A 24,942-nucleotide genomic window follows, 5' to 3' on the forward strand; every position below is an offset into this window, starting at 1 on the left:
AGAGGAGGAACGTTAAAATTGGCTAGATTAAAAGAAATGTATCAGAGCGAAATCGTAGACGCTATGATCAAAAAATTCGGATATAAAAATATCATGGAAGTGCCGAAGCTGGACAAGATTGTTATCAACATGGGCGTTGGCGAGGCAAAAGAAAATGCTAAAGTTCTGGACTCTGCTGTAAGAGATATGGAAATCATCACTGGCCAGAAGGCAGTTCTTACAAAAGCGAAAAAATCGGTCGCTAACTTCAAACTTAGAGAGGGTATGGCTATCGGCTGTAAAGTTACCCTGCGTGGCGAGAAGATGTATGAGTTCGCTGATCGTCTGATCAACCTGGCTCTTCCGCGAGTAAGAGACTTCCGCGGTGTAAATCCGAACGCATTTGACGGCAGAGGCAACTATGCTCTGGGTATCAAAGAGCAGCTTATCTTCCCGGAGATCGAGTACGATAAAGTAGATAAGGTAAGAGGTATGGATATCATCTTCGTTACCACTGCTAAGACCGACGAAGAAGCACGTGAGCTGTTAACTCAGTTCAACATGCCATTTGCTAAATAATAGGAGGATTTATCATGGCTAAAACTTCAATGAAGATTAAACAGCAGCGTCCGGCAAAATTCTCCACCAGAGAATATAACCGCTGCAGAATCTGCGGTCGTCCGCATGCATATTTAAGAAAATACGGCATCTGCAGAGTTTGCTTCCGTGAATTAGCTTACAAGGGCGAAATTCCGGGCGTAAAGAAAGCAAGCTGGTAAGCCGAAAGCAACTTAGTGCGGGGCGTTCCCGCACAACCCACCGAAACCCACTTACAGTAAGTGGTAGTCAAATTATAAGGAGGCACACTCAAAATGACAATGAGCGATCCGATTGCAGATATGCTTACAAGAATCCGTAATGCTAACACTGCAAAACATGATACAGTAGATGTTCCGTCTTCCAAGATGAAATTAGCAATCGCTGACATCCTGGTAAAGGAAGGTTTCATCAAGAAATATGACGTTGTTGAGGACGGCAATTTCAAGACTATCCGTATTACCTTAAAGTACGGTAAAGACAAAAACGAGAAAATCATCTCCGGCATCAAGAGAATTTCCAAACCGGGTCTGCGTATCTACGCAAACAAGGAAGATATGCCGAAGGTACTGGGCGGTTTAGGTGTAGCTATCATCTCCACCAACCAGGGCGTTATCACTGACAAGCAGGCAAGAGAACTCGGCGTAGGCGGAGAAGTTCTTGCATTTGTTTGGTAAGCCGAAAGATTCATCTTCGGTTTAGACAAGGTATAGATACAACTGAAAACAGAGAAGCCGCTCAGGCTTCTCCGAAAATCTAAGTAGGAGGTAAAAGGCATGTCACGTATCGGAAGAATGCCAGTTGCGATTCCGGCGGGCGTAACCGTAACAATCGCAGAGAACAATTTAGTGACTGTAAAAGGTCCGAAGGGAACTCTTGAGAGAGAACTCCCGGTTGAGATGAACATCAAAGAAGAGGATGGTCATATCGTAGTTACCAGACCGAACGACTTAAAGAAAATGAAATCTTTACACGGTCTGACAAGAACCTTAATTAACAACATGATTCATGGTGTAACAGAAGGCTATGAGAAAGTCCTGGAAGTTAACGGTGTTGGTTACAGAGCAGCGAAGCAGGGCAAGAAACTGGTTCTCAGCCTTGGTTACTCCCATCCGGTAGAGATGGAAGATCCGGAAGGCATTGAGACTGTTCTGGAAGGACAGAACAAGATCACTGTTAAAGGTATCAGCAAAGAAAAAGTTGGCCAGTATGCAGCTGAGATTCGGGATAAGAGAAGACCTGAGCCGTACAAGGGCAAAGGTATTAAGTATGCCGATGAGGTTATCAGACGTAAAGTTGGTAAGACTGGTAAGAAATAATTAAGGAGAGTGTGAAGATGGTTAGCAAACAGTCAAGAAGCGAAATTCGCGTTAAAAAACACGTTAGATTACGCAACCGTTTTTCTGGCACAGCCGAGAGACCGCGTTTAGCAGTGTTTAGAAGTAATAATCATATGTATGCTCAGATCATTGATGATACAGTTGGAAAAACTTTAGTAGCAGCTTCCACTGCCGAGAAGGAAGTTAAAGCTGAACTGGAGAAGACGAACGATGTTGCAGCAGCAGCTCACGTTGGAACTGTAATCGCTAAGAGAGCGCTTGAAAAAGGTATTAAAGAAGTTGTCTTCGATAGAGGCGGATTTATTTACCACGGAAAAGTTCAGGCATTAGCAGATGCAGCCCGCGAGGCTGGTCTGGAATTCTAGTAGGAAGGAGAACATACACATGAAACGTACAAAAATTGATGCCAACCAGTTCGAGTTAGAGGATACTGTAGTGGCAATCAAACGTGTATCCAAGACCGTTAAGGGCGGACGTACAATGCGTTTTTCCGCTTTAGTAGTAGTTGGAGATAAAAACGGCCACGTTGGTGCTGGTATGGGAAAAGCTGCTGAGGTTCCGGAAGCAATCCGCAAGGGCAAAGAGGCAGCTGCCAGAAACCTGATGGAGGTTCCGTTCGATGAGAACAATAGCATCCCGCACGATTTCCTCGGCAAATTCGGAAGCGCTAACGTACTTCTGAAGAAGGCTCCGGAAGGTACCGGTATTATCGCTGGTGGTCCGGCTCGTGCCGTACTGGATCTGGCTGGTTACAAGAACATCCGTACAAAATCCCTTGGTTCTAATAACAAGGCAAACGTAGTTCTTGCTACCCTGGCAGGCTTAGGTTCTTTAAAGACTCCGGAAGAGGTTGCAAAACTTCGCGGTAAGTCTGTAGAAGAAATTCTGAACTAATAGGAGGAGATAAAAATGGCAGAGAAATTAAAAATCACATTGGTTAAGTCTCCTATTGGCGCTATCCCGAAGCAGAAAGCAACGGTTGCAGCTCTTGGTTTAAACAAGACTGGCAAGACAGTTGAGCAGCCGGACAACGCCGCTATCAGAGGCATGATCCAGAATGTTAGACATTTAGTTAAAGTAGAGGAAATCTAAGATATTTGCAAGGAGGTGCAGTCATGGATTTATCCAATTTAAAGCCGGCGGTAGGCTCTAAGCACAGCGACAGCTTCAGAAGAGGTCGTGGTCACGCATCAGGCAACGGTAAGACTGCTGGTAAGGGACATAAGGGACAGAAAGCTCGTTCCGGCGCTCCGAGACCAGGATTTGAAGGCGGTCAGATGCCGTTATATAGACGTCTCCCGAAGAGAGGCTTCACAAACAGAAATTCTAAGACCATCGTTGGTATCAACGTAAGCGCTCTTGAGAGATTCGAGAACGACACAGTTGTTACGGTTGAAACATTAATCGAAGCAGGCATCGTAAAGAACCCGCGTGACGGCGTTAAGATCCTCGGCAATGGCGAGCTGACCAAAAAGCTGAACGTAAAGGTTGATGCGGTAAGTGAAGGCGCGAAAGCTAAGATCGAGGCCGTTGGCGGAACCTGCGAGGTGATCTAATATGTTAAAAACGCTCCAGAATGCATTTAAGATAAAAGAGGTCAGAGAAAAACTCCTCTATACGTTCTTTATGCTGGTTGTGACCCGTATCGGATCGCAGCTGCCGATTCCCGGAGTTAATACAACATTTTTCCAGGAACTGTTTACAAGACAGTCCAATGATGCGTTTGGTTTCTTTAATACGATTACCGGCGGTTCGTTCACGAACATGTCGGTATTCGCATTGAGTATTACCCCGTACATCACTTCTTCCATTATCATGCAGCTTCTGACAATTGCAATTCCGAAATTAGAGGAAATGCAGCAGGAGGGCGAGGACGGAAGAAAGAAGATTGCGGAATATACGCGTTACCTTACGGTTGCACTGGCGCTGATGCAGTCCGTCGCTATGGCGATCGGTTTCGGCGGCAAGGGACTTTTAGTTGAGTTTACTGCCCTGAATGTGATTGTCGCTATTGTGACAATGACAGCCGGAAGTGCCATGCTGATGTGGATCGGTGAGCGAATCACCGAGAACGGCGTCGGAAACGGTATTTCTATCGTGCTTCTGTTCAATATCATTTCAACCATGCCAAGCGATATGATTACGCTCTATGAGCGTTTCCTGCAGGGCAAGATCGTGGCGGTTGCAGTTGTAACAGCCGTGATTATCGTAGCGGTTATCGTAGCGATGGTTGTATTTGTTATCATTTTACAGGATGCAGAGCGGAGAATTCCGGTTCAGTATTCTAAAAAGATGCAGGGACGTAAGATGGTTGGCGGTCAGTCCACAAGCATCCCGTTAAAAGTAAATACAGCAGGTGTTATTCCTGTTATCTTTGCTTCATCCCTGATGTCTTTCCCGGTGGTAATTGCTGGATTTTTCCAGGTTAATTATGACACCATCGGAGGAAAGATTCTTCTGGCTCTGAATTCCAGCTCCTGGTTTAATCCGGAGCGTCCGGCTTATTCAGTTGGCTTAATTGTCTACATCGCGTTGATTATTGTGTTTGCGTATTTCTACACATCCATAACATTCAACCCGCTTGAGGTGGCAAACAACATGAAGAAATCCGGCGGCTTCATCCCGGGCATTCGTCCAGGAAAGCCAACATCCGATTACCTGGATGGAATTCTGGAGTATATTATACTGATTGGTGCCTGCGGACTGATCATTGTCTGCCTGGTTCCGATTATTGTCTCTGGACTGTTCTCAGTGAGCCGTCTCTCCTTCGGAGGTACTTCTCTTATCATTATCGTAGGTGTAGTACTTGAGACAATCAAAGCAGTCGAATCACAGATGCTGGTTCGCAACTATAAAGGATTCTTAAACGACTAAGACAACTCGCTTTCTGGGCGGGAGCTTGCTTACTTTACGGCTGGAGGTGGCCGGAGACAGCTCCTGCCTGGAGGCGATTCTGTTGTATATAGGGAGATTGTAACCATTATGAAGATTGTTATGTTAGGAGCACCGGGAGCCGGAAAAGGAACACAGGCTCAGAGAATTGCAGAAAAATACGGCATTCCGCACATTTCTACCGGAGATATTTTCCGTTCCAATATCAAGGCAGGCACAGAGCTTGGTAAAAAAGCAAAATCGTTCATCGATCAGGGCCTTTTAGTACCGGACGAGGTAACGATCGGCATGCTTCTTGACCGGATCCATGAGGCTGACTGCAAGAACGGCTATATTCTGGATGGATTCCCAAGAACGATCCCGCAGGCTGAGAGTCTGACAGAGGCGCTGGCAGCAAACGGCGAGGCGATTGATTTCGCGCTCAACGTAGATGTGCCGGATGCAAACATCGTAAACCGCATGGCAGGACGCCGTGCGTGCTTAAAGTGCGGCGCTACCTACCACATCCAGTTCGCAGCACCGAAAAAAGAAGGAATCTGCGACAAGTGCGGTTCTGAGCTGGTGCTTCGTGATGATGACAAGCCGGAGACTGTACAGAAACGTCTGGAAATATACCATGACCAGACACACCCGCTGATCGAGTACTATGAGAAGAAGGGCGTTCTTCATACGGTAGACGGTACACAGACCATGGAAGACGTATTCAAGAACATTACGGATATTTTGGGAGCTTAAAACATGGCAGTGACGATAAAATCTCCCAGGGAGATTGAACTGATGCGTGAGGCGGGAAGAATTCTCGCCAAAACGCATGAGGAACTGGCGAAGAATCTTCGGCCGGGTATGTCCACCTGGGATATTGATCATATGGGAGAGGAAATCATCCGGAGTTACGGCTGCATTCCCTCGTTCAAAAATTACAACGGCTATCCCGCATCGATCTGTGTCTCTGTCAATGATGAGGTTGTACATGGAATCCCGCACAAGGAACATTTTCTCGATGAGGGAGACATCGTCAGTCTGGATGCAGGAGTGATCTACAAGGGATACCACTCAGATGCAGCCCGGACTTACGGCATCGGAGAGATCGACGATGATGCCAAAAAACTGATTGAAGTTACCAGACAGAGCTTCTTTGAGGGAATTAAATTTGCCAAAGCTGGCAATCATCTCAATGACATCTCTGCAGCGATCCAGAAATATGCCGAAAGTTTCGGTTTTGGTGTTGTCAGGGATCTGGTTGGTCATGGAATCGGTTCCCATCTGCATGAGGATCCAGAGATTCCGAATTTTGCAAGAAAAAGAAAAGGAATTCTCTTACAGCCCGGCATGACGCTCGCGATCGAGCCGATGATTACCGAGGGCAGCTACGAAGTAGTCTGGCTCGATGATGACTGGACCGTCATGACGGAAGATGGCGGCTGGGCTGCTCATTATGAAAATACGATTCTTATTACAGAGGGCGAACCTGAGATCCTTTCCTTATAAAGAAGAAGTAAGCTGGGGAAGTTTTTACGAAGACCTAAGCAGGCTTTCCGATTACAGTATGTACGCATCTTGAGGCAGATGTCCGAGCCGATCAATAAGGCGGGCAATGGCAAAAATTCTTTGTCGAAGACAAATCTGCATGAATTTTTGCCCTGTTTGCGAGCTAAGTGAGCAAATAGGCAAGCGAACAAACTGTAATCTGAGAAGCCTGCGGCGGGAGCGGAAACACCTGTCTACAGAAACGGAGATCAGAATGACGGAATATGGAACTGGCTGTCTGGTCCGCTCACTTGCGGGCCACGACAAAGGCACTTATTATATTATAGTCAGAGAAGATGCACGCTACGTGTATCTGGCAGACGGACGCACTAAAACCGCCGCCAAGCCGAAACGCAAGAAGAGAAAGCACGTGCAGTTCTCCCACAAATGGGATGAGGCGCTGGCAGCCCAGTTTGCGGACGGCGCGGCAGTCCAGGATGAAGCGATCCGCTATTTCATTCAGAAATCATTGCAGGGAGGTATATAGAATGTCGAAAGCAGATGTAATTGAGATTGAGGGCGTAGTAGCAGAGAAGCTGCCGAACGCTATGTTTAAGGTAGAACTGGAAAACGGACACATCGTACTTGCTACGATCAGCGGAAAACTCCGTATGAACTACATCCGTATTCTGCCGGGCGATAAGGTTACAATGGAAATGTCGCCATACGATCTCTCTAAGGGAAGAATCATTTGGAGAGATAAATAAAGACCAATCCATTTTTCTCAATAAAAATATTGAGAGAAGTGTAAATTTCGCTTGCATTATAGGATTTTAAATGTTATAATGCTTTAGCGAACTTTGTTGAAGCATCAGGTAAGATCCGCCCTTTTGTCCTCTCACGGCAGGGGGATGGAACGAGTCTGTTGTACCTGTAAGTCCGACACAGGACTACAATAGGTTATAAAAAATTGTATGTCCGAGATTGGACGGACTATTACGGAAAGGAGAATTGCTGTGAAGGTTAGATCATCGGTTAAACCAATTTGCGAAAAGTGCAAGATCATCAAGAGAAAAGGCAGTATCAGAGTAATCTGTGAGAATCCGAAGCACAAACAAAGACAGGGCTAATTTGATTTAGCACCTATTTTTTCGCGCGGCTTTCTATTATGAACCACTCGGATGAGTTGTTCAGTAGTTTAAGCAAATTTATACATTATCAACGAAGAAGTAAGAAAAACTAATGGAGGTGTACTACACACATGGCTCGTATTTCAGGTGTCGATTTACCAAGAGAGAAACGCGTAGAGATCGGCTTGACTTACATCTACGGTATCGGTAGAGCAAGTGCAGCCCGTATCCTGGCCGAAGCTGAAGTTAATCCTGACACTCGTGTTAAGGACTTAACTGACGACGAAGTTAAGAAGCTTGCGGCAATCATCGCTGACAGTCAGGTGGTTGAGGGTGATCTGAGAAGAGAGATCGCTATGAACATCAAGAGACTGCAGGAGATTGGATGCTACAGAGGCATCCGTCATAGAAAGAGCCTTCCGGTTCGTGGTCAGAAGACAAAGACCAACGCTAGAACTCGTAAGGGTCCGAGAAAGACAGTAGCAAACAAGAAGAAATAATTAAGTAACAAGGAAACTGAATCAGGTTAGGTTTAGCAACAGGATTCAATATTTGAGAAAGTAGGTTAGTTTAAAATGGCTAAAAAAGTGTCCACTGGCAAGAAAGTGACAAAAAAGCGTGTAAAGAAAAACGTTGAACGCGGACAGGCGCACATCCAGTCATCTTTTAATAACACAATCGTTACTTTAACAGATGCACAGGGTAATGCCTTATCATGGGCAAGTGCAGGCGGTCTGGGATTTAGAGGTTCAAGGAAATCTACTCCATATGCAGCTCAGATGGCTGCAGAAACTGCAACGAAGGCAGCTCTTATCCATGGCTTAAAGTCTGTAGACGTTATGGTAAAAGGTCCGGGATCAGGTCGTGAAGCAGCAATCCGTGCTCTTCAGGCATGTGGTCTGGAAGTAACAAGCATTAAGGACGTAACTCCGGTTCCGCATAACGGATGCCGTCCGCCGAAACGTAGAAGAGTCTAATTAGGAGGTGCAAGTAAAGTGGCAGTAGATAGAGTTCCTGTACTTAAAAGATGTAGATCTCTTGACCTTGATCCGGTTTATTTAGGAATCGACAAGAAATCAACGAGAAAATTAACGAGAGCCAACAGAAAGATGAGCGAGTATGCACTCCAGCTGAGAGAAAAGCAGAAAGCAAAATTCATCTACGGTGTGTTAGAGAAACCGTTTAGAAATTACTATGCAAAAGCATCCAGAATGAATGGTCAGGTCGGTGCTAACCTGATGATCCTTCTGGAGTGCAGACTGGATAATGTATTATTCAGAATGGGCTTTGGCCGTACAAGAAAAGAGACACGTCAGATCGTAGATCACAAGCACGTTCTCGTAAACGGCAAGAGCGTAAACATCCCGTCCTACTTAGTTAAGGCTGGCGATGTAATCGAGATCAAAGAGAAGTACAAATCTTCACAGAGATATAAAGATATCGCTGAGGTAACCGGCGGAAGAATGGTACCGGCATGGCTGGAAGTTGACGCTGAGAACCTGAAAGGTACTGTTAAAGAGTTACCGAGCAGAGACGAAATTGACGTTCCTGTAAACGAAGTGCTTATCGTCGAGCTGTACTCCAAATAATAAGAAGTATTACTATTATGTTAGTCCAGAATCTCCCATGTATCTGCTTTGGCAGCTGCTTGGGAGATTCCGAGACTACAAGAGTATGGCAGACCCTCAAAAATGTTCCCAAAAGGAGGGGCTATCGTGTTCGATTTTGAAAAACCAAAAATTGAAATTGCTGAGATTTCCGAAGACAAAAGATATGGCAAATTTGTGGTTGAACCGCTGGAAAGAGGCTATGGTACCACATTAGGCAATTCTTTAAGAAGAATTATGCTTTCCTCTTTGCCTGGTGCAGCAGTAAGTCAAGTGAAAATCGACGGCGTTTTGCATGAGTTCAGTTCTATCCCTGGTGTAAAAGAGGATGTAACTGAAATTATCATGAACATCAAGAGTCTGGCGATCAAAAACAGCAGCGAGACGAATGAGCCGAAGACGGCTTATATCGAGTTCGAGGGCGAAGGCGTCATCACAGCAGCTGACATTCACGCTGATTCTGACATTGAGATTTTGAATCCGGACCAGGTCATCGCTACATTAAGCGGCGGCGCGGACAGCAAATTCTACATGGAGCTGACGATCACGAAGGGCCGCGGCTACATCAGCGCAGATAAGAACAAGAGTGAAGATCTTCCGATCGGAGTTCTGGCTGTTGATTCTATCTACACACCGGTGGAGCGTGTCAATATGACCGTTGAGAACACCCGTGTGGGTCAGGTGACAGATTATGATAAGCTGACATTAGATGTATACACAAATGGAACGCTGGCACCAGACGAAGCTGTCAGCCTGGCAGCAAAGGTTCTGAGCGAGCATCTGAACCTCTTTATTGACCTTTCCGAGAATGCCAAGACCGCAGAGGTTATGGTAGAGAAGGAAGACAACGAGAAAGAGAAAGTGCTTGAGATGAACATCGACGAGCTGGAGTTATCCGTTCGTTCTTACAACTGTTTAAAGAGAGCCGGAATCAATACAGTGGAGGAGCTGTGCAACCGCACACCGGAAGATATGATGAAAGTCAGAAATCTGGGCCGCAAATCCCTGGAAGAGGTTCTTGCAAAACTGAAAGAATTAGGCCTGCAGCTCAACCCGAGCGAAGAGGCTTAAGATACCGCGTGGGTGGACGTGCTTTGCAGTGCGTCCCTTTCATGCAGATACGGGGACGGGTAAGTCCGAATGGCACAGGTCCCTGCATAACCATCAAACAATTATATTTTATATAGCAGACATTCAGTAAGTCCAAAGGGCATGAGTGTCGGCTTCCGCAAATGGAGGAGAAAGAATCATGGCAGGATATAGAAAACTTGGAAGAACTTCCAGTCAGAGAAAAGCAATGCTGCGCAGCCTGGTAACCGCACTGTTATTCAACGGCAAGATCGTTACCACTGAGGCAAGAGCAAAAGAAGTGAAGAAGATCGCTGAGGGTCTGATCGCTCTGGCAGTAAAAGAGAAAGATAACTTCGAGACCGTTAAAGTTACCGCTAAGGTAGCTCGCAAAGACGAGAACGGCAAGAGAGTAAAAGAAGTTGTTGACGGCAAGAAAGTTACCGTTTACGACGAAGTAGAGAAAGAGATCAAGAAAGATAAAGCTTCCAGACTTCACGCTAGAAGACAGATGCTGAAGGTTCTCTACGATGTAACAGACGTTCCGACTGCAAGAGCAGGCAAGAAGAAAAACACTAAGAAGGTAGATATGCCGGCTAAGCTGTTTGATGAGCTTGCACCGAAGTACGCTAACCGCAATGGTGGTTACAGCCGTATCGTTAAGATCGGTCAGCGTAAGGGCGACGGCGCTATGGAAGTTCTGTTAGAGCTGGTATAATTTAGATAGATTCGTTTGTTTAAGTTGTATCAAATCTTCGTTCTTTTACGCAAGTTTTGAATCGTAAGATGATTTTATATCCCCGGTTTGGGAGACAGAGAAATCTGTCTTCTGAACCGGGTTTTTTGACGTTAGAATGGAATTTTTCAGGTTTTCCATTTACCTTGAGAAAAAGTCAGGGTTTTAATAACACTTGAATGAAAAAAATAGAAAGAATGGCGCAAAAATAGCAGACTGAATTTTATGGTTTTCCGCATACTAGGATTAAACGATTTTATGGAACAATTTCTTGGATTCAAACAGAGTGTACATCTGCATTTCGTTGAAATTCGCCGCAGGGTGGAATCTACGGAACGGGGGAAGTACATAGGAGTAGAAGGAGGAAAAAACGTGCGAAAAAACCCTAGTATGTGGAAAACAACAAGTCGGAAGGAAAAACTTCGCCGTGTTCTGATAGTGATCTTTGGTGCGGGGGTCATTGCGCTTGCCGGCGTGTCTTATCAATATGTGAAGAACGCGGTTCCCGACCGCATCAATGTGGTGGTGGACCGGCAGGAGCAAGTTCGCTTTGGGCTGCCGTTTCGGGCATTGCTGGAAAGTGAGAGCGAGGAGGTGCTTCTAAACGGCAGCTCTAAAATTCCGTCCGACCAGATCCATCTGCAGCTCAACCAGCCCTTTTCCATCTATTCTGAACAGGAGGGAACGTACCGTTTAAGTCTCAAACTCTTTGGAATATGGAAATTAAAGGATATCGAGGTAGATGTGTCGGACGTCCAGTATGCGGTTCCCTGTGGGCTGCCGGTGGGTATTTACATGAAATCCGATGGACTGATGGTGATCGGAACCGGAAGGGTAACGGCACAGACGGGGGAAGTGATGGATCCGGCGGACGGAATCCTGCGTTCTGGAGACTATATCGAGGCAATCAACGGGACGCCGGCGACGGACAAGAAAGATATGATACGGGCAGTCAAGGAAGCGGGAAATATGGCTCTGACACTTTCAGTGCGCCGCGAGGGAGAGACGATGGATGTACAGATGACGCCGGTACAGACGCAGGAGGGAGACTATAAGCTGGGGCTGTGGATCCGCGACGATACGCAGGGCATCGGTACGATGACCTATGTATGTGCTAACGGCGCGTTTGGAGCGCTGGGACACGGTATCAGCGACGGCGACACGGGACTTCTGGTGCAGACCTCCGGCGGCGAACTATACGATACGGAGATTCTGGGCGTGGAGAAGGGAAGTTTCGGAAAGCCGGGCGTGATATCGGGTGTTATTTACTATGGAAATCAGTCGCGGCTGGGAAGTGTGGAGGCCAATACGGATCAGGGCATTTTCGGGACGGCAAATCCGCGCTTTTTAAGCCGGGTAAAGAACCCTGCAATTCCGATCGGTTACCGTCAGGACGTCAAAAAAGGCCGTGCCTGCATCCGCAGCAGCGTGTCCGGGGAATTGAAAGACTACGAGATTGAGATTCAGAAAATAGACCACTCTTCCAACCGCCACAATAAGGACATGGTCATCCGCGTAACCGATCCGGAACTTCTGTCCCTGACCGGCGGGATCGTCCAGGGCATGAGCGGCAGCCCCATCATCCAGAACGGAAAACTCATCGGAGCAGTCACGCACGTTTTTATTCAGGATTCGACGCGAGGGTATGGGATTCTGGTGGAGAATATGCTGGGACATTGAATCTGGATGCAAAGTAACTGTTTACAAGTGGGAATTTTCTGGACTGAAAATTCCATATGATACAGTTCTGGCAGCAGATTTTGCCGATTTTGAATACGCAGCATCGGCAAAATCCTGTTGCTGGGCACACGTGTGTGAACAGTAACATGCAAAGTACAAAGTTTTTGCTCTCTTTATTGACAGGATATAAAAAAAGCGTATATAATAGAGCAAATTACATATTTGGCAAAACAGTTGAAAAGCTGCGACGCAAAGCTATAGGGCCTGTAAAATGGCAGCCAGTTGCATTAACACGATAACAGAGTATGTTATAGTTGTATGGCTATGGCGTAACTCTGTTTTTTTATAGGAATTTATCGAAACTTGATCTGCAAAGATGGAATTTTCATGTTCAGAAACCGGTCGTGGAGGCTTTTTAATTGCGTGTATTTTGTGTGTCTTTCGACCGGAATCGGTAAAACGTGGTGATAAGGGATCGTTAGATAGGCGTATGGCGGCTGGGCGGTAGAAGGTTTATAGCGGAATCTTAACAGATACGGTTAGCTACAATACATGCTTATATATAGTTTGCATCTTGTGTAATTTATTTTGCATCAAAAGAATTGATAGACAAAATGAGCGTTGAGTGTCGAACTGCGCGATCAAAACGAGTTGAAACTTGTTAAAAAAAGAATTTATAATTATTTTAATCATCACAGGTGCCGAGGAGGAGAATATTATGGCAGAAATGAAGATTGCGATCGCAGAGGATAATCGTCAGGCATTGGATATGCTTGGAAATATACTGGAAAGTGATAAGGAGATTCAGGTGGTCGGAAAAGCGGAAAACGGAACCGATGCCTATAATATGATCGTAAAGACAAAGCCGGATATTGTATTTCTGGACGTAGTGATGCCGGGAATGGATGGAATTTCGGTTATGGAGCGCATCAAGACAAATCAAGACTGTTCAGCTGACACTTCCTTTGTTATGATTACAGCTGCGAGCAGCGAGAATCTGACAGCGGATGCTTTTCGGATGGGCGCCTGTTATTACATAGTAAAGCCATTTTCGAAGGAGGCGGTTTTAGACAAGGTACATCGCCTGAAGAATTACAGGAACCGCGCTTCGACCCTGGCGGGCAGCCGGAAGGTGGAGCCGTATATGGTGTCGGCGGAATATGAAAGACAGAATCTGGAGAGCGATGTGACGCAGATTCTGCATGAGATTGGGATTCCGGCTCATATTAAGGGATATCAGTACCTGCGGGATGCGATTATTTTGTCAGTCAGTGATAAAGAAATGCTCGGTTCTGTGACGAAAATCCTGTACCCGACCATCGCCAAGAAGCGCCAGACCACTTCAAGCCGTGTCGAGCGGGCAATCCGCCACGCGATTGAGGTCGCATGGAGCCGCGGCAAGATGGACACGATCAACGATCTATTTGGATATACCGTCAGCACAGGGAAAGGAAAGCCGACCAATTCGGAATTTATCGCATTGATTGTTGATAAGATTTGCCTGGATTATAAGCGGGATGTATAAAATCGTGCGGTGCTTTTTGGAGCCGAAAGTGCTGTAAGCCTTTTTAACACTATTGTAACACATTTATGAAAGTGACTGATTGCATGGGTAAATGTGTGTATGATAAGATAAAGGGGAAATAAAAGATGCAGGACTGAAAAACTGCCCCTGTATAAAACAGCTGGACAGAGAGGTCAGGAAAGCAGCTAAAAGAACGGAGAATTGCCTATGAAAAAAAAAGTACCGGCGTACAATGGAACCCTGCGGGATCACACGATTATGTGTCCGTATTGTATCAGTGAATGTTCAGGAATCCGCATCTTTGGAAAGCGTATCAAATCGATCGCCTTCTCAACGGATGTGGCAATCATCAAAAATATCAACGCGGATGCGATCATCGCAGTTTATCCGTTTACTCCGCAGGCAGCTATCTCACAGTCGATCATCAGCATCTCGGATGTGCCGGTGTTTGTCGGGGTCGGCGGCGGTCTGACCGGAGGAAAGCGTTCCGTCCGTCTGGCGCTTCAGGCAGAACATCAGGGAGCCTACGGTGTAGTGGTCAATGCGCCGATCGCGGATGAGGTCATCACGGAGATCAAGCGGGTGGTTGACATTCCGGTCATTGCGACGATTGCTTCGGTTCACACGGATGTCCGCCGCAAACTGGAGGCGGGAGCCGATATTTTAAATGTATCAGGCGCTGCCGCCACCGCATCGATGGTAGCCGAGATCCGGAAGGAGTATCCGGACGTTGCCATTATCGCGACCGGAGGACCGACTAATGAATCGATTTTGGAGACGATCGAGGCAGGAGCCAATGCGATCACGTACACGCCGCCGTCCAACGGCGAGCTGTTTGCGCGGACGATGAAGAAATACAGGGAGATCAATCCCTGATTATACAAAAGCCGGGGCCGAAGAGAAAACATAATTTTCTTTTCGGCTCCGTCTTTTATTTTTGTTTCATAGGAAATTGCGTCCTATGAAACAAAAAAACGCTCCGCGAGGATGCGCACTCGCGCGAAGCAGAAACATGTCGCAAGCGACCGCGCTCGGCGCGAGAATGTGCCAAGGCACATTCTTTTTCATGCGGTAAAATTTATAATTCATCCGGTACTATGCAAAACATCCAATTCAGAAAATACAGTCTGCAAATCGGAACTATTTGTCATATATTTCCCGATTTTTTTCTCTGTCGCCTACTTTCTAATTCCCTGATTCTATTGTATAATAATTTTAATAGGGTGCCAGATCGCGAGCGGGCACGGTTGGGAGGTAGTAGCTATGAAGAATATTCTGTTTATTGCATCGGAGGCGGTTCCATTTATCAAAACAGGAGGTCTGGCAGACGTTGTCGGATCCCTTCCAAAATGTTTTGATAAGCAGTATTTTGATGTGCGTGTCATGATCCCGAAGTATCTGTGTATCAAAGAGTCATTCCGCAATGAAATGAAGTATGTGAACCATTTTTATATGGATTATCTGGGACAGAACCGGTATGTGGGCATCCTGGAATATGAATATGAGGGCGTGACCTTCTATTTTATTGATAATGAGAGTTATTTCTGGGGTGACCGCCCGTATGGGGACTGGTATTACGATCTGGAGAAGTTTTCCTTCTTCTGCAAGGCGGCTCTCTCATCCCTGCCGGTGATCGGCTTCAAGCCGGATGTCATCCACTGCCACGACTGGCAGACGGGACTTATCCCGGTGCATCTCAAGGACAAATTCCACGGCGGCGAGTTCTTCCGGGATATCAAGTCCGTCATGACGATCCACAACCTGAAATTCCAGGGGGTGTGGGATGTGAAGACAATCCAGCATTTCTCTGAGCTGCCGGACTACTATTTTACACCGGATAAGCTGGAAGCTTACAAAGACGGCAATATGTTAAAAGGCGGCATCGTATACGCGGATGCGATCACGACGGTCAGCAACACCTACGCGGAGGAGATTAAGACTCCGTTCTACGGCGAGGGACTGGACGGTCTGATGCGTGCGAGAAGCAACAGTCTGCGCGGTATCTTAAATGGTATTGATTACGATGAATTTAATCCGGAGACAGATAAACGGATCGTACAAAATTATAACGCAAAGACATTCCGCAAGGAGAAATCCAAGAATAAAAAGGCGCTGCAGGCGGAGCTGGGACTGGCGCAGGACGAGAAAAAGTTCATGATCGGTATCGTCTCCCGTCTGACCGACCAGAAGGGACTTGACCTGGTACAGTGTGTGATGGATGAGATCTGTACGGAAGATGTACAGCTGGTTGTGCTGGGAACCGGAGATGAACGGTATGAAAATATGTTCCGCCACTATGACTGGAAGTACAATGATCGTGTTTCCGCTAATATTTATTATTCGGAAGATATGTCGCATAAGGTATATGCAGCCTGTGACGCATTCCTGATGCCGTCGCTGTTTGAACCATGTGGGCTGAGCCAGCTCATGGCGCTTCGCTACGGAACCGTGCCGATCGTGCGTGAGACGGGTGGCCTCAAGGATACTGTATGGCCATACAATGAATACGATGGAACCGGAACAGGATTTTCCTTTGCTAACTACAATGCACATGAAATGCTCGACTGCATCCGCTATGCAAAATACATCTATTATAATAAGAAGCGCGAGTGGAACAAGATCGTAGACCGCGGCATGGCGGCTGATTTTTCCTGGCAGACATCGGCTGGAAAATATCAGGAATTGTATGACTGGCTGATAGGATATTAATGACGGACCGAGTGATTTAGGACAGTGGCATATGTGTGGAAGAAAACAGAGGAATTAAGATAGTACAGGAGAGAAACATGACTTTTTTTCAGGAATTGACATCAAACCAGACGCTGATGACCGGCGTGACCGGGTGGGTGGTCGCCCAGGTGCTCAAGACGATTCTGGACATCGGGCTGAACCATTCGTTCAACCCGGAGCGTCTGATTGGCTCCGGCGGTATGCCGAGTTCCCACTCATCCACTGTATGTTCGCTGGCAACGGCGGCGGCGCTGCGGTACGGAGTGGGAAGCTTTGAATTTTCCATCAGCTTTATTCTGGCGATGGTTGTTATGTATGACGCGATCGGTGTCCGGCAGGAGACAGGAAAGCAGGCAAGAGTTCTGAACCGCCTGCTTTTCGATGATTTCCTCAAGCTGGACGGCGTGGTATTACAGGAAAAATTGAAGGAATACGTGGGGCATACGCCGATACAGGTAGCAGCAGGCGCGATTTTAGGCATTTTGATTGCATTTATTCTCGATCCGATGTTCATATAACGAACATCGGATCTTTTCATTTTGGCTGATAGATGGTATAAATATAGGGATAACGTGTATCTAAGCGTTAAATGAAACTGAGGAAATGAGAACAGAACAATGGAACAGAGAAGAGACATAGAAAATATCAAACCAGCCTGCCGGTTAATTCTGGCGAGTGCGTCTCCGCGCCGCAGAGAGCTTTTGGAGCGGATTGGGCTGAAACCGGAGATTCATCCGAGCACTTTGGAGGAAAATCCGCTCTGTACGGAACCGGCGCAGGTTGTGATGGAACTGGCGGGACAGAAGGCGCGCGATGTGATGGCGCAGGTGCGTGAGGAGGCGCGGACGACGGAAATCCCATTTTCCGGGATTATCATTGGTTCCGATACCGTTGTCAGTGTGGATGACGAGATTTTAGGAAAACCGGCGGATCGGGATGAGGCGCTTGAGATGATCGGACGGATCCAGGGGCGCAGCCACCGTGTATACACGGGCGTGGCGATCCTGACTGAGGATCGGGAGAGCTGCTTTGCGGTTGAGACGCGGGTGGATGTATATCCGATGAGCGATGCGGAGATCGAGGCGTATGTAGACTGCGGCGAGTCGATGGACAAGGCGGGCGCATACGGCATTCAGGGAAGCTTTGCCGCGCATATCCGCGGAATCGACGGTTCTTACACGAATGTGATGGGGCTGCCGGTCGGAAGGCTTTATCAGGAATTGAAGCGGATCTGCCCGGAGAAGATAGAAGATCTGCTCAAGCATACGGCCTGAGGTGGATGGCTGATGGAAAGAAAGTTACTGTTCACGGGTAGGTACTTTTGGAACCGAAAGTGCCGTAAGAAAACGTGGTGGCAGACCGTGAACCAGAGTGGAAGGATTGACAGAACGCAGCGCTGCTGGTCATATGTGTGAACAGTATTCAAGTCGAACGTCCGTGAGACTTGGCGCGTGATTCTGGTCAGCGTAAGCTGACATATTCTTTACAGAATCACTGCGCATCCTCGAGGAGCGTTTATCTCAGTCGGAGACCCAACTCCCACTGAGACAAATTTGCTATTACTCACCACCTGAAGAGGTGGGAGTCTTCTCGACTGAGATAAATCAGCCGCTCAGAGAGAATATGTGACAGGAATTGCTAAAATATGCAGGAGAAAGGGAGTATCCATGCAGAAACAGAAAAGGAAGACAAACCATATCCACCGGGCGGCGTGTGCCCTGCTTGCGGGGCTGGCGCTCAGCCTGGGGCTTTTGACTGGATGCGGCTCGGACGGCAGCACGATCGTGGTGGGAAAGAAGAATGAAAAAGGTTATTCCCGCGCGGAAGTGATGGTGATCGCCATGACGGAGAAAAAACGCTATGAGGAGGTCTGTACGGATCAGATCTGGGGCGTTTCAGTTGGAGAAAAGGGCGATGATTTTGAAACGTATCTAAAAAAACAGATCCGTTCGTTTATGGATGAGCTGAAAATCATGAACCTGCTGGCAGCCGACCGGGGGATTTCCCTGACTTCAGAGGAGCGGGCGGCGATGGACCGGGCAGCAGCCGAGTATTTTGGGCGTCTGCCGCAGTCGGCGATTGACTCGATGGGCGTGACAGAGGCGGATGTCCAGCATATCTATGAGGATTATGGTCTGGCGGAGAAGCTGGCGGGACAGCTCACGGACAATGTGGCGCTGGAGGTCAGCGACAGTGAGGCAAAGGTGATCCATGTTAGTCAGATAAAGACATCGGATGAGAGCGAGGCAGACGCCTTCCAGCGGGCGGCATCGCAGGAAGATGCCGATTTCCAGTCCTGTGCCGATGAAGCGGGGCTGACGGTGAGTGACCGGGTGCTGGGGCGCGGCGATGAGTCGGATGCCTATGAGAAAGAGGCATTTTCCCTTGCCGAGGGCACAGTCAGCCAGGTGATCCATGCGGACGACGCGTACTATGTGCTCAAATGTACGGACGATTACGACGAGGACGAGACGGCGGCGCGCAAGGAGCGCATCTACGAGGAGCGGAAAAAACGCGCCTTTCAGGAGATCTACGACCGGTTCAGCAATACGATCTCCGTTTCTTACAGCAGCGGGCTCTGGGACAGTCTGGATCTGACCTCGGAGTTCGAGAAAAATGACGCGGATTTCTTTGAGATTTACGCGGAATATGCGATCAAATAGGTAGTCTGTACCTGGGGCGGGTGGATAAAAAGTAAACTTATTTTTAAAAAAGGATAACAATTCGGAACAACCGCTTGACTACCGGGGAAAATTCTTCTACAATGAACGGTAATGTCCGGTCAGGCGGACATACTGTGGAGGAAAAATACATGAATATCATAAAAGCGGTCAATCTTGTATTTGATTATATAAGACGCGATGAAGAGGGGCAGGTAGAGGAAGTAAAGCGCGCCCTGGATCATGTGAATCTGGAGATTGAGAAAGGCAGCTTTGTGGCAATCCTGGGACACAATGGTTCCGGCAAGTCCACATTTGCCAAGCAGATCAATGGCATTTTGAGCCCGACCGACGGTACGCTTTTTGTATCGGAGATGGATACAAGGGACGAGGCGCATCTGTGGGATATCCGCAAAAATGCGGGCATGGTCTTTCAGAACCCGGATAACCAGATCATAGGAAATATAGTGGAAGAGGACGTCGGATTCGGTCCGGAAAATATCGGAGTTCCGACCGAGGAGATCTGGAAGCGAGTGGATGAGAGCTTAAAGGCAGTCGGGATGACGATGTACCGCAAGCAGTCCCCGAACCATCTGTCCGGCGGACAGAAGCAGCGTGTGGCGATCGCGGGCGTCATGGCGATGAAACCAGAATGTATCGTGCTCGATGAGCCGACGGCGATGCTCGATCCGAACGGACGCAAGGAGGTTATCCGCACCGTCCATGAGTTAAACCGGGCGGAAGGAATCACGATGGTGCTGATCACCCATTATATGGAAGAGGTGGTCGATGCAGACCGCGTGATCGTCATGGATGACGGTCATATCGTGATGGACGGCACGCCGAAGGAGATTTTCTCCCGCGTGGAGGAACTAAAACAATACCGGATGGATGTGCCGCAGGTGACGGAGCTTGCGTGGGAGCTGCAGAAAAAGGGAATTCCGCTTCCAGATGGAATCCTTCGTAAATCGGAGCTTCTGGACGCACTGGTACCGCTTTTGAAAGAGGAATAGAGATGGCAATACAGGTAGAAGATTTGTGCTACACCTACGGCGAGGGCACGGCGTTAGAGCGCCAGGCATTAAAGCACGTAAGTTTTGAAATTCAGGACGGCGAATTTGTCGGTCTGATTGGTCATACCGGATCGGGAAAATCAACCCTGATCCAGCATTTAAACGGTCTGATCAAGCCGACCAGCGGCGACATTAAGTATCAGGGTGTCAGCATTTACAGCCAGGGTTATAAATTAAAGGATCTGCGGAGTAAAGTGGGGCTGGTGTTCCAGTATCCGGAGTACCAGCTCTTTGAGGCAGATATTTTTACGGACGTCTGTTTCGGACCGAAAAATCTGGGACTTCCGCAGGAAGAGGTGGAAAAACGTGCCCGCCATGCCTTAAAGCTGGTCGGCATGGATGAAAAATTTTATAAGCAGTCCCCGTTTGAACTTTCCGGCGGACAGAAACGCCGCGTCGCGATCGCGGGTGTACTGGCGATGCGTCCGGAGATGATGATCCTCGACGAGCCGACGGCGGGACTCGATCCGCAGGGGCGCGATGAGATTTTAGGTCAGATTGAGCGCCTGAACCGGGAGCATGGGCTGACGATTTTGGTGGTTTCCCACAGCATGGAGGACATGGCGCGCTACGTGGACCGCATCATGGTCATGAACGACGGCGTGAAGATGTTTGACGATACGCCGAAGGAGGTATTCCGCCATTACAAGGAGTTAGAGGCGATCGGTCTTGCCGCGCCGCAGATCACTTATGTGGTGCAGGAACTTCGGGAGCGCGGGATTCCGATCGACGACGCGATCACGACGGTAGAAGAGGCGCGGGAGGCGATTCTGGCGCTGTATAACAAGCGGAGGGAGAAACAATGATACGGGATATCACAATCGGACAGTATTATCCGGTCGAATCAGTGGTTCACCGGCTGGATCCGCGTACCAAGCTGTTTGGAACGCTGATCTACATTATTTCATTATTTTTCGCGGATAACCTGCTCTGCTATGCGGCAGCGACCGTATTTCTGGCGATGGCGGTCCGCGCCTCACGCGTACCATTTAAGTTTATCGTGCGGGGACTCAAGGCGATCGTGTTCCTGTTACTTATCAGTATCAGCTTTAACCTGTTTCTGACAAATGGACGGGTGATTTTTCAGATAGGATTCTTAAAAGTGACGCATGAGGGCTTGCGGCTGGCAGTTTTCATGGGTCTGCGCCTGATGTATCTGGTGATTGGTTCCTCTGTCATGACGCTGACGACGACCCCGAACCAGCTCACGGACGGCTTGGAGCGGAGTCTGGGATGCTTGAACCGTCTCCATGTGCCGGTGCATGAGATCTCGATGATGATGTCGATCGCGCTGCGTTTTATCCCGATCCTGATTGAGGAGACGGATAAGATCATGAAGGCACAGATGGCGAGAGGCGCTGATTTTGAATCTGGCAATCTCGTACAGCGGGCAAAGAGCATGATCCCGATTCTGGTGCCACTTTTCGTATCGGCGTTCCGCCGCGCGACGGATCTGGCGATGGCGATGGAGGCGCGCTGCTACCGGGGCGGAAGTGGGCGCACGAAGATGAAGCCGCTGCATTATGAGAGGAGAGACCGGATTACCTACTTGATTCTTCTGGCTTATCTGGGAATTGTGATTGTACTGCGGATCGTTTTTTAGCGAAAAAGGGGTTACTGTCCGCGGGTAGGCACTTTTGGAACCGAAAGAGAGGTGCATAGGCTGTGCAAGCTGTGTGCCTCTTGATTTTTGTATTTTGGTTAGTTACAGCTAACATAAGGTGGAATGGAGAACAACAGAAGGAGGACTTCAATGGAATTAAAACAGCTTGAATATTTTATGGTTGCCTGTGAAAAAGGTAGTTTTAATCAGGCAGCAGAATGCCTATACACATCCCAACCGAATGTCAGCAAGGTGATCGGGATGCTGGAACAGGAGCTGGGGCGTGCGTTATTTGAGCGGACAAGCAGAGGGCTCAGGGTTACCCCATATGGAGAAACGGTCCGGGAGTATGCACACAATATTTTAAATCATGTGAGTCTTATTAACTCGCTGGCAGAAGATACGCAGGAACGGAAATTTACCGTTTCTACCTACCCGAGCAACATGATTGCGAGGCTTCTGACAGATTTTTATAAGAAATATGGCTGCGAGTGCCAGATTTCCCACCGGGAAGGCAGTGTGGAGGAGATTAGTGATCAGGTATCCCAGGGAATTTCGGAGTTGGGGATTGTGTATGTAGCACAGAAACAGGTTCCGGCATTCCGGCATATTTTGTCCCACAAAAAATTGTCTTTTCAGGAACTGGATGTCAAACCTGCCTGTGTTTATGTGGGACCAAATCATCCGCGTTATGAGGATGAGAGTATCGATTTTACCGAGCTTCCGCAGTTAAAATTCGTCAGCGGAATCCGGGATTTTTTCTCAATGGAGCATCATTTAAACCATGTGAGCCTGGGAGCGATCAGTACGGATATGCTGAATACGGTTGTACATACCAATAGCGATCATATGACAATGAATCTCCTGATGCAGAGCGATATCTGCAGCCTGGGAATTGATTTTTTATATGAGGATTATAAACAATATCCAATCCGTAATCTGAAGATCCGGAATAGTGAACCATTTCTGGTAATCGGATATATTTACCAGAATGAAGAAAAGCTGAGTGCGGAGGCAGCGTGGTTTTTAGAACATTTCAAAAAAATGCTTTAATTGTTTAGATATAACAAATCGTTATAGCAATCCCCCTGTAAAACGATAGTGGTTAGTTGTGCGTAACTATGTTATCCTTTTATCTGCCGGTAAAAACGAATTGTTTTAACAAAGTAGATAAAAGAGATGCAGGCTTTCAAACCTGCGTCAGGCATAACAGGAGGACATATATGAAAAAAAGTAAAAGACTCATAGCGGCAGCTGGTGTTCTTTCCGTGGCTGTCTTGGCTGGATGTGGCGGAAACGCTTCAAACAGTACAGAAGGGACAAAATCAGAGCAGAGTGCATCGGCAGAGAGCACGAAGGATGAACTGGTATTTGTTAATTACCGGGATATCCGTGATCTGAATCCACATCTGTATGCAGGTGAAATGTATGCACAGGAAATGCTCTACGAGACCTTAGTCAATATTACAGAAAATGGGTATGAGGGCTGCCTGGCAGAGAGCTGGGATATCAGTGAAGATGGAAAGACCTACACGTTCCACATCCGTGATGGAGTGAAATTTTCGGACGGAGAGGTGTGTGACGCCAACGCGATCAAGGCAAACTTTGATGCAATCATTGAAAACAAAGATCGTCACACCTGGCTGGAAATGATGAATCTTCTGGTTGGGGTTTCGGCTCCGGATGATAAAACCTTTGTGATCGAACTGTCGGAGCCGTACTATCCTCTGCTGACAGAGTTGGGAGTTACCCGTCCGTTTGCAATGATTTCTCCGAAGGCGATGAAGGACGGAAGCACAAAGGATGGCGTAAACGAATACATTGGAACAGGTCCATATGTCCTGACCGATTTTGTGACAGATGAGTATGCAGTATTTGAAGCAAACGAAAACTATTGGGGGGAGCAGCCGTCCATCAAAAAGATTACGGTAAAAGTAATACCGGATAATCAGACGCGTATCATGGCACTGGAAAAAGGGGAAATTGATCTGATTTTCGGTAAAAATATGATTGATGCGGATGCAATTAACCAGTATACGGGAAATGACAATTTTACGGTTGCGTTATCGGATCCGACCTCGACCCGGCAGATTGTACTGAATACAACCCGTGATATTCTGGATGAGAAGGAAGTGCGTAAGGCACTTCAGCATGCGACAAACAAAGCAGCGATTTCAGAAGGTATTTTTTATGGTCTGGAACAGCCGGCGGATACACTGTTTGCATCTACCGTTCCTTACTGCGATATCAATCTGACCCCATATGAGTATGATGTGGAAGAAGCAACGAAGATGCTGGAGGAAGCAGGCTGGACGTTGGCTGGAGACGGCGTACGTGAAAAAGACGGCCAGAAAATGGAACTGGAGCTGCTTTATAACAGCGATAGTGTGACGGAAAAAGCGATTGCGGAGTACCTCCAGAGCGAATACCAGAAGCTGGGTGTCTCCCTGAACATTCATGGAGAGGAAGAACAGTCTTACCGTGATAGTATGAAGGCTGGAAACTTTGACATGGTATTTAATATCTGCTGGGGAACTCCGTATGACCCGCAGTCCTCCCTGGCGGCGATGCGCGCTCCGGTTTATGGAGATTTTGCGGCACAGCAGGGACTGGAAGATAAGGCAGATATCGATGATGCGATTACAGAGATCCTGGTTTCCACGGATGAAGAGCGCCGTCAGGAGCTGTATACATTTGTGCTGACCCGTCTGCATGAGGATGCGGTCTATATTCCGCTTACTTATGAGTGCAATAAGGCAATCTACCGTTCGGATCTGCAGGGCTTCCATTTTACGCAGACTCAGTATGAGGTTCCGTTCGCTGATTTCTATTTTGGAGAGAAGAAATAAAGGAAA

General features: G+C 47.6%; 31 protein-coding genes and 1 riboswitch. All 31 genes read left to right on the forward strand.

What is annotated here, in order from left to right; genetic code table 11:
• The first annotated feature begins 18 nt into the window (after nucleotides 1-18).
• The 31 genes from rplE to nikA all read left to right on the forward strand — a co-directional run bounded on the left by rplE (nucleotide 19) and on the right by nikA (nucleotide 24,936).
• A complete protein-coding gene (gene rplE, locus DW739_RS06125) occupies nucleotides 19-558 on the forward strand; it encodes a 50S ribosomal protein L5 (protein WP_022360563.1) in 540 nt (179 codons plus the stop codon).
• A gap of 14 nt (nucleotides 559-572) precedes the next feature.
• Nucleotides 573-758 (forward strand): type Z 30S ribosomal protein S14, encoded by a 186-nt coding sequence (locus DW739_RS06130; RefSeq protein ID WP_022345134.1) that lies wholly within the window; start codon nucleotides 573-575, stop codon nucleotides 756-758.
• A 93-nt stretch (nucleotides 759-851) separates the two neighbouring features.
• The gene (rpsH, locus tag DW739_RS06135; protein WP_022360562.1) at nucleotides 852-1,253 is read left to right on the forward strand and encodes a 30S ribosomal protein S8; all 402 of its coding nucleotides are present in this window, start codon (nucleotides 852-854) and stop codon (nucleotides 1,251-1,253) included.
• 99 nt (nucleotides 1,254-1,352) lie between these two features.
• Nucleotides 1,353-1,895: a 50S ribosomal protein L6 gene (gene rplF, locus DW739_RS06140; RefSeq protein ID WP_022360561.1), complete on the forward strand. Its 543-nt coding sequence runs from the start codon at nucleotides 1,353-1,355 to the stop codon at nucleotides 1,893-1,895.
• Nucleotides 1,896-1,912: 17 nt separating this feature from the next.
• Nucleotides 1,913-2,281, forward strand: a complete 369-nt coding sequence (gene rplR, locus DW739_RS06145; protein WP_022360560.1) for a 50S ribosomal protein L18 — start codon at nucleotides 1,913-1,915, stop codon at nucleotides 2,279-2,281.
• A gap of 19 nt (nucleotides 2,282-2,300) precedes the next feature.
• Nucleotides 2,301-2,810 carry a 30S ribosomal protein S5 gene (rpsE, locus tag DW739_RS06150; protein WP_022360559.1) on the forward strand — a complete coding sequence of 170 codons (510 nt, stop codon included), beginning with the start codon at nucleotides 2,301-2,303 and terminating at the stop codon, nucleotides 2,808-2,810.
• 15 nt (nucleotides 2,811-2,825) lie between these two features.
• Entirely contained in the window at nucleotides 2,826-3,008 is a 183-nt protein-coding gene (gene rpmD / locus DW739_RS06155) for a 50S ribosomal protein L30 (RefSeq protein ID WP_022360558.1), read from the forward strand.
• A gap of 23 nt (nucleotides 3,009-3,031) precedes the next feature.
• Entirely contained in the window at nucleotides 3,032-3,472 is a 441-nt protein-coding gene (gene rplO / locus DW739_RS06160; protein ID WP_022360557.1) for a 50S ribosomal protein L15, read from the forward strand.
• A gap of 1 nt (nucleotide 3,473) precedes the next feature.
• On the forward strand, nucleotides 3,474-4,790 hold the full coding sequence (gene secY, locus DW739_RS06165) for a preprotein translocase subunit SecY (RefSeq protein WP_107000793.1): 1,317 nt from the start codon (nucleotides 3,474-3,476) through the stop codon (nucleotides 4,788-4,790).
• 108 nt (nucleotides 4,791-4,898) lie between these two features.
• A complete protein-coding gene (locus tag DW739_RS06170; protein WP_022360555.1) occupies nucleotides 4,899-5,543 on the forward strand; it encodes an adenylate kinase in 645 nt (214 codons plus the stop codon).
• A gap of 3 nt (nucleotides 5,544-5,546) precedes the next feature.
• Nucleotides 5,547-6,296 carry a type I methionyl aminopeptidase gene (map, locus tag DW739_RS06175; RefSeq protein ID WP_117796496.1) on the forward strand — a complete coding sequence of 250 codons (750 nt, stop codon included), beginning with the start codon at nucleotides 5,547-5,549 and terminating at the stop codon, nucleotides 6,294-6,296.
• 253 nt (nucleotides 6,297-6,549) lie between these two features.
• A complete protein-coding gene (locus DW739_RS06180) occupies nucleotides 6,550-6,822 on the forward strand; it encodes a hypothetical protein (protein ID WP_117796495.1) in 273 nt (90 codons plus the stop codon).
• A gap of 1 nt (nucleotide 6,823) precedes the next feature.
• Entirely contained in the window at nucleotides 6,824-7,042 is a 219-nt protein-coding gene (infA, locus tag DW739_RS06185; RefSeq protein WP_022360552.1) for a translation initiation factor IF-1, read from the forward strand.
• A gap of 249 nt (nucleotides 7,043-7,291) precedes the next feature.
• Nucleotides 7,292-7,405: a 50S ribosomal protein L36 gene (gene rpmJ, locus DW739_RS06190; RefSeq protein ID WP_003497809.1), complete on the forward strand. Its 114-nt coding sequence runs from the start codon at nucleotides 7,292-7,294 to the stop codon at nucleotides 7,403-7,405.
• A 131-nt stretch (nucleotides 7,406-7,536) separates the two neighbouring features.
• Nucleotides 7,537-7,905, forward strand: coding sequence for a 30S ribosomal protein S13 (gene rpsM / locus DW739_RS06195; protein WP_022360551.1), 369 nt, complete (start codon nucleotides 7,537-7,539; stop codon nucleotides 7,903-7,905).
• A 75-nt stretch (nucleotides 7,906-7,980) separates the two neighbouring features.
• The gene (gene rpsK, locus DW739_RS06200; protein ID WP_022360550.1) at nucleotides 7,981-8,382 is read left to right on the forward strand and encodes a 30S ribosomal protein S11; all 402 of its coding nucleotides are present in this window, start codon (nucleotides 7,981-7,983) and stop codon (nucleotides 8,380-8,382) included.
• 18 nt (nucleotides 8,383-8,400) lie between these two features.
• Nucleotides 8,401-8,994 carry a 30S ribosomal protein S4 gene (gene rpsD / locus DW739_RS06205; protein ID WP_107000789.1) on the forward strand — a complete coding sequence of 198 codons (594 nt, stop codon included), beginning with the start codon at nucleotides 8,401-8,403 and terminating at the stop codon, nucleotides 8,992-8,994.
• Nucleotides 8,995-9,120: 126 nt separating this feature from the next.
• Complete coding sequence (locus DW739_RS06210) at nucleotides 9,121-10,083, forward strand: DNA-directed RNA polymerase subunit alpha (protein ID WP_107000788.1); 963 nt, start codon at nucleotides 9,121-9,123, stop codon at nucleotides 10,081-10,083.
• A gap of 178 nt (nucleotides 10,084-10,261) precedes the next feature.
• Nucleotides 10,262-10,798: a L17 family ribosomal protein gene (locus tag DW739_RS06215; protein WP_022360547.1), complete on the forward strand. Its 537-nt coding sequence runs from the start codon at nucleotides 10,262-10,264 to the stop codon at nucleotides 10,796-10,798.
• 390 nt (nucleotides 10,799-11,188) lie between these two features.
• The gene (spoIVB, locus tag DW739_RS06220; RefSeq protein ID WP_347560984.1) at nucleotides 11,189-12,496 is read left to right on the forward strand and encodes a SpoIVB peptidase; all 1,308 of its coding nucleotides are present in this window, start codon (nucleotides 11,189-11,191) and stop codon (nucleotides 12,494-12,496) included.
• A 214-nt stretch (nucleotides 12,497-12,710) separates the two neighbouring features.
• Nucleotides 12,711-12,786, forward strand: a riboswitch (cyclic di-GMP riboswitch).
• A 428-nt stretch (nucleotides 12,787-13,214) separates the two neighbouring features.
• A complete protein-coding gene (gene spo0A / locus DW739_RS06230) occupies nucleotides 13,215-14,021 on the forward strand; it encodes a sporulation transcription factor Spo0A (protein WP_107000786.1) in 807 nt (268 codons plus the stop codon).
• 207 nt (nucleotides 14,022-14,228) lie between these two features.
• Nucleotides 14,229-14,897, forward strand: coding sequence for a hydrolase (locus DW739_RS06235; RefSeq protein ID WP_117796493.1), 669 nt, complete (start codon nucleotides 14,229-14,231; stop codon nucleotides 14,895-14,897).
• Between the two features lie 387 nt (nucleotides 14,898-15,284).
• Nucleotides 15,285-16,730 carry a glycogen synthase GlgA gene (gene glgA / locus DW739_RS06240; protein WP_022358456.1) on the forward strand — a complete coding sequence of 482 codons (1,446 nt, stop codon included), beginning with the start codon at nucleotides 15,285-15,287 and terminating at the stop codon, nucleotides 16,728-16,730.
• Between the two features lie 77 nt (nucleotides 16,731-16,807).
• Nucleotides 16,808-17,269: a divergent PAP2 family protein gene (locus DW739_RS06245; protein WP_117796491.1), complete on the forward strand. Its 462-nt coding sequence runs from the start codon at nucleotides 16,808-16,810 to the stop codon at nucleotides 17,267-17,269.
• Between the two features lie 99 nt (nucleotides 17,270-17,368).
• Nucleotides 17,369-18,025, forward strand: coding sequence for a Maf family protein (locus tag DW739_RS06250; protein ID WP_118481857.1), 657 nt, complete (start codon nucleotides 17,369-17,371; stop codon nucleotides 18,023-18,025).
• Between the two features lie 393 nt (nucleotides 18,026-18,418).
• Nucleotides 18,419-19,414: a peptidylprolyl isomerase gene (locus tag DW739_RS06255; protein ID WP_118481856.1), complete on the forward strand. Its 996-nt coding sequence runs from the start codon at nucleotides 18,419-18,421 to the stop codon at nucleotides 19,412-19,414.
• 149 nt (nucleotides 19,415-19,563) lie between these two features.
• Complete coding sequence (locus tag DW739_RS06260) at nucleotides 19,564-20,424, forward strand: energy-coupling factor transporter ATPase (protein WP_022359383.1); 861 nt, start codon at nucleotides 19,564-19,566, stop codon at nucleotides 20,422-20,424.
• 2 nt (nucleotides 20,425-20,426) lie between these two features.
• Entirely contained in the window at nucleotides 20,427-21,290 is an 864-nt protein-coding gene (locus DW739_RS06265) for an energy-coupling factor transporter ATPase (protein ID WP_118481855.1), read from the forward strand.
• Nucleotides 21,287-22,087, forward strand: coding sequence for an energy-coupling factor transporter transmembrane component T (locus DW739_RS06270; protein WP_118481854.1), 801 nt, complete (start codon nucleotides 21,287-21,289; stop codon nucleotides 22,085-22,087). Before DW739_RS06265 ends, DW739_RS06270 begins: the two co-directional genes overlap by 4 nt.
• Before the next feature lie 150 nt (nucleotides 22,088-22,237).
• Nucleotides 22,238-23,140 carry a LysR family transcriptional regulator gene (locus DW739_RS06275; RefSeq protein ID WP_107000780.1) on the forward strand — a complete coding sequence of 301 codons (903 nt, stop codon included), beginning with the start codon at nucleotides 22,238-22,240 and terminating at the stop codon, nucleotides 23,138-23,140.
• 170 nt (nucleotides 23,141-23,310) lie between these two features.
• Nucleotides 23,311-24,936, forward strand: a complete 1,626-nt coding sequence (gene nikA, locus DW739_RS06280; RefSeq protein WP_118481853.1) for a nickel ABC transporter substrate-binding protein — start codon at nucleotides 23,311-23,313, stop codon at nucleotides 24,934-24,936.
• Nucleotides 24,937-24,942 lie beyond the last annotated feature (6 nt).

The organism is Clostridium sp. AM28-20LB (assembly GCF_003480665.1).
Classification (GTDB): Bacteria; Bacillota; Clostridia; order Lachnospirales; family Lachnospiraceae; genus Otoolea; species Otoolea fessa.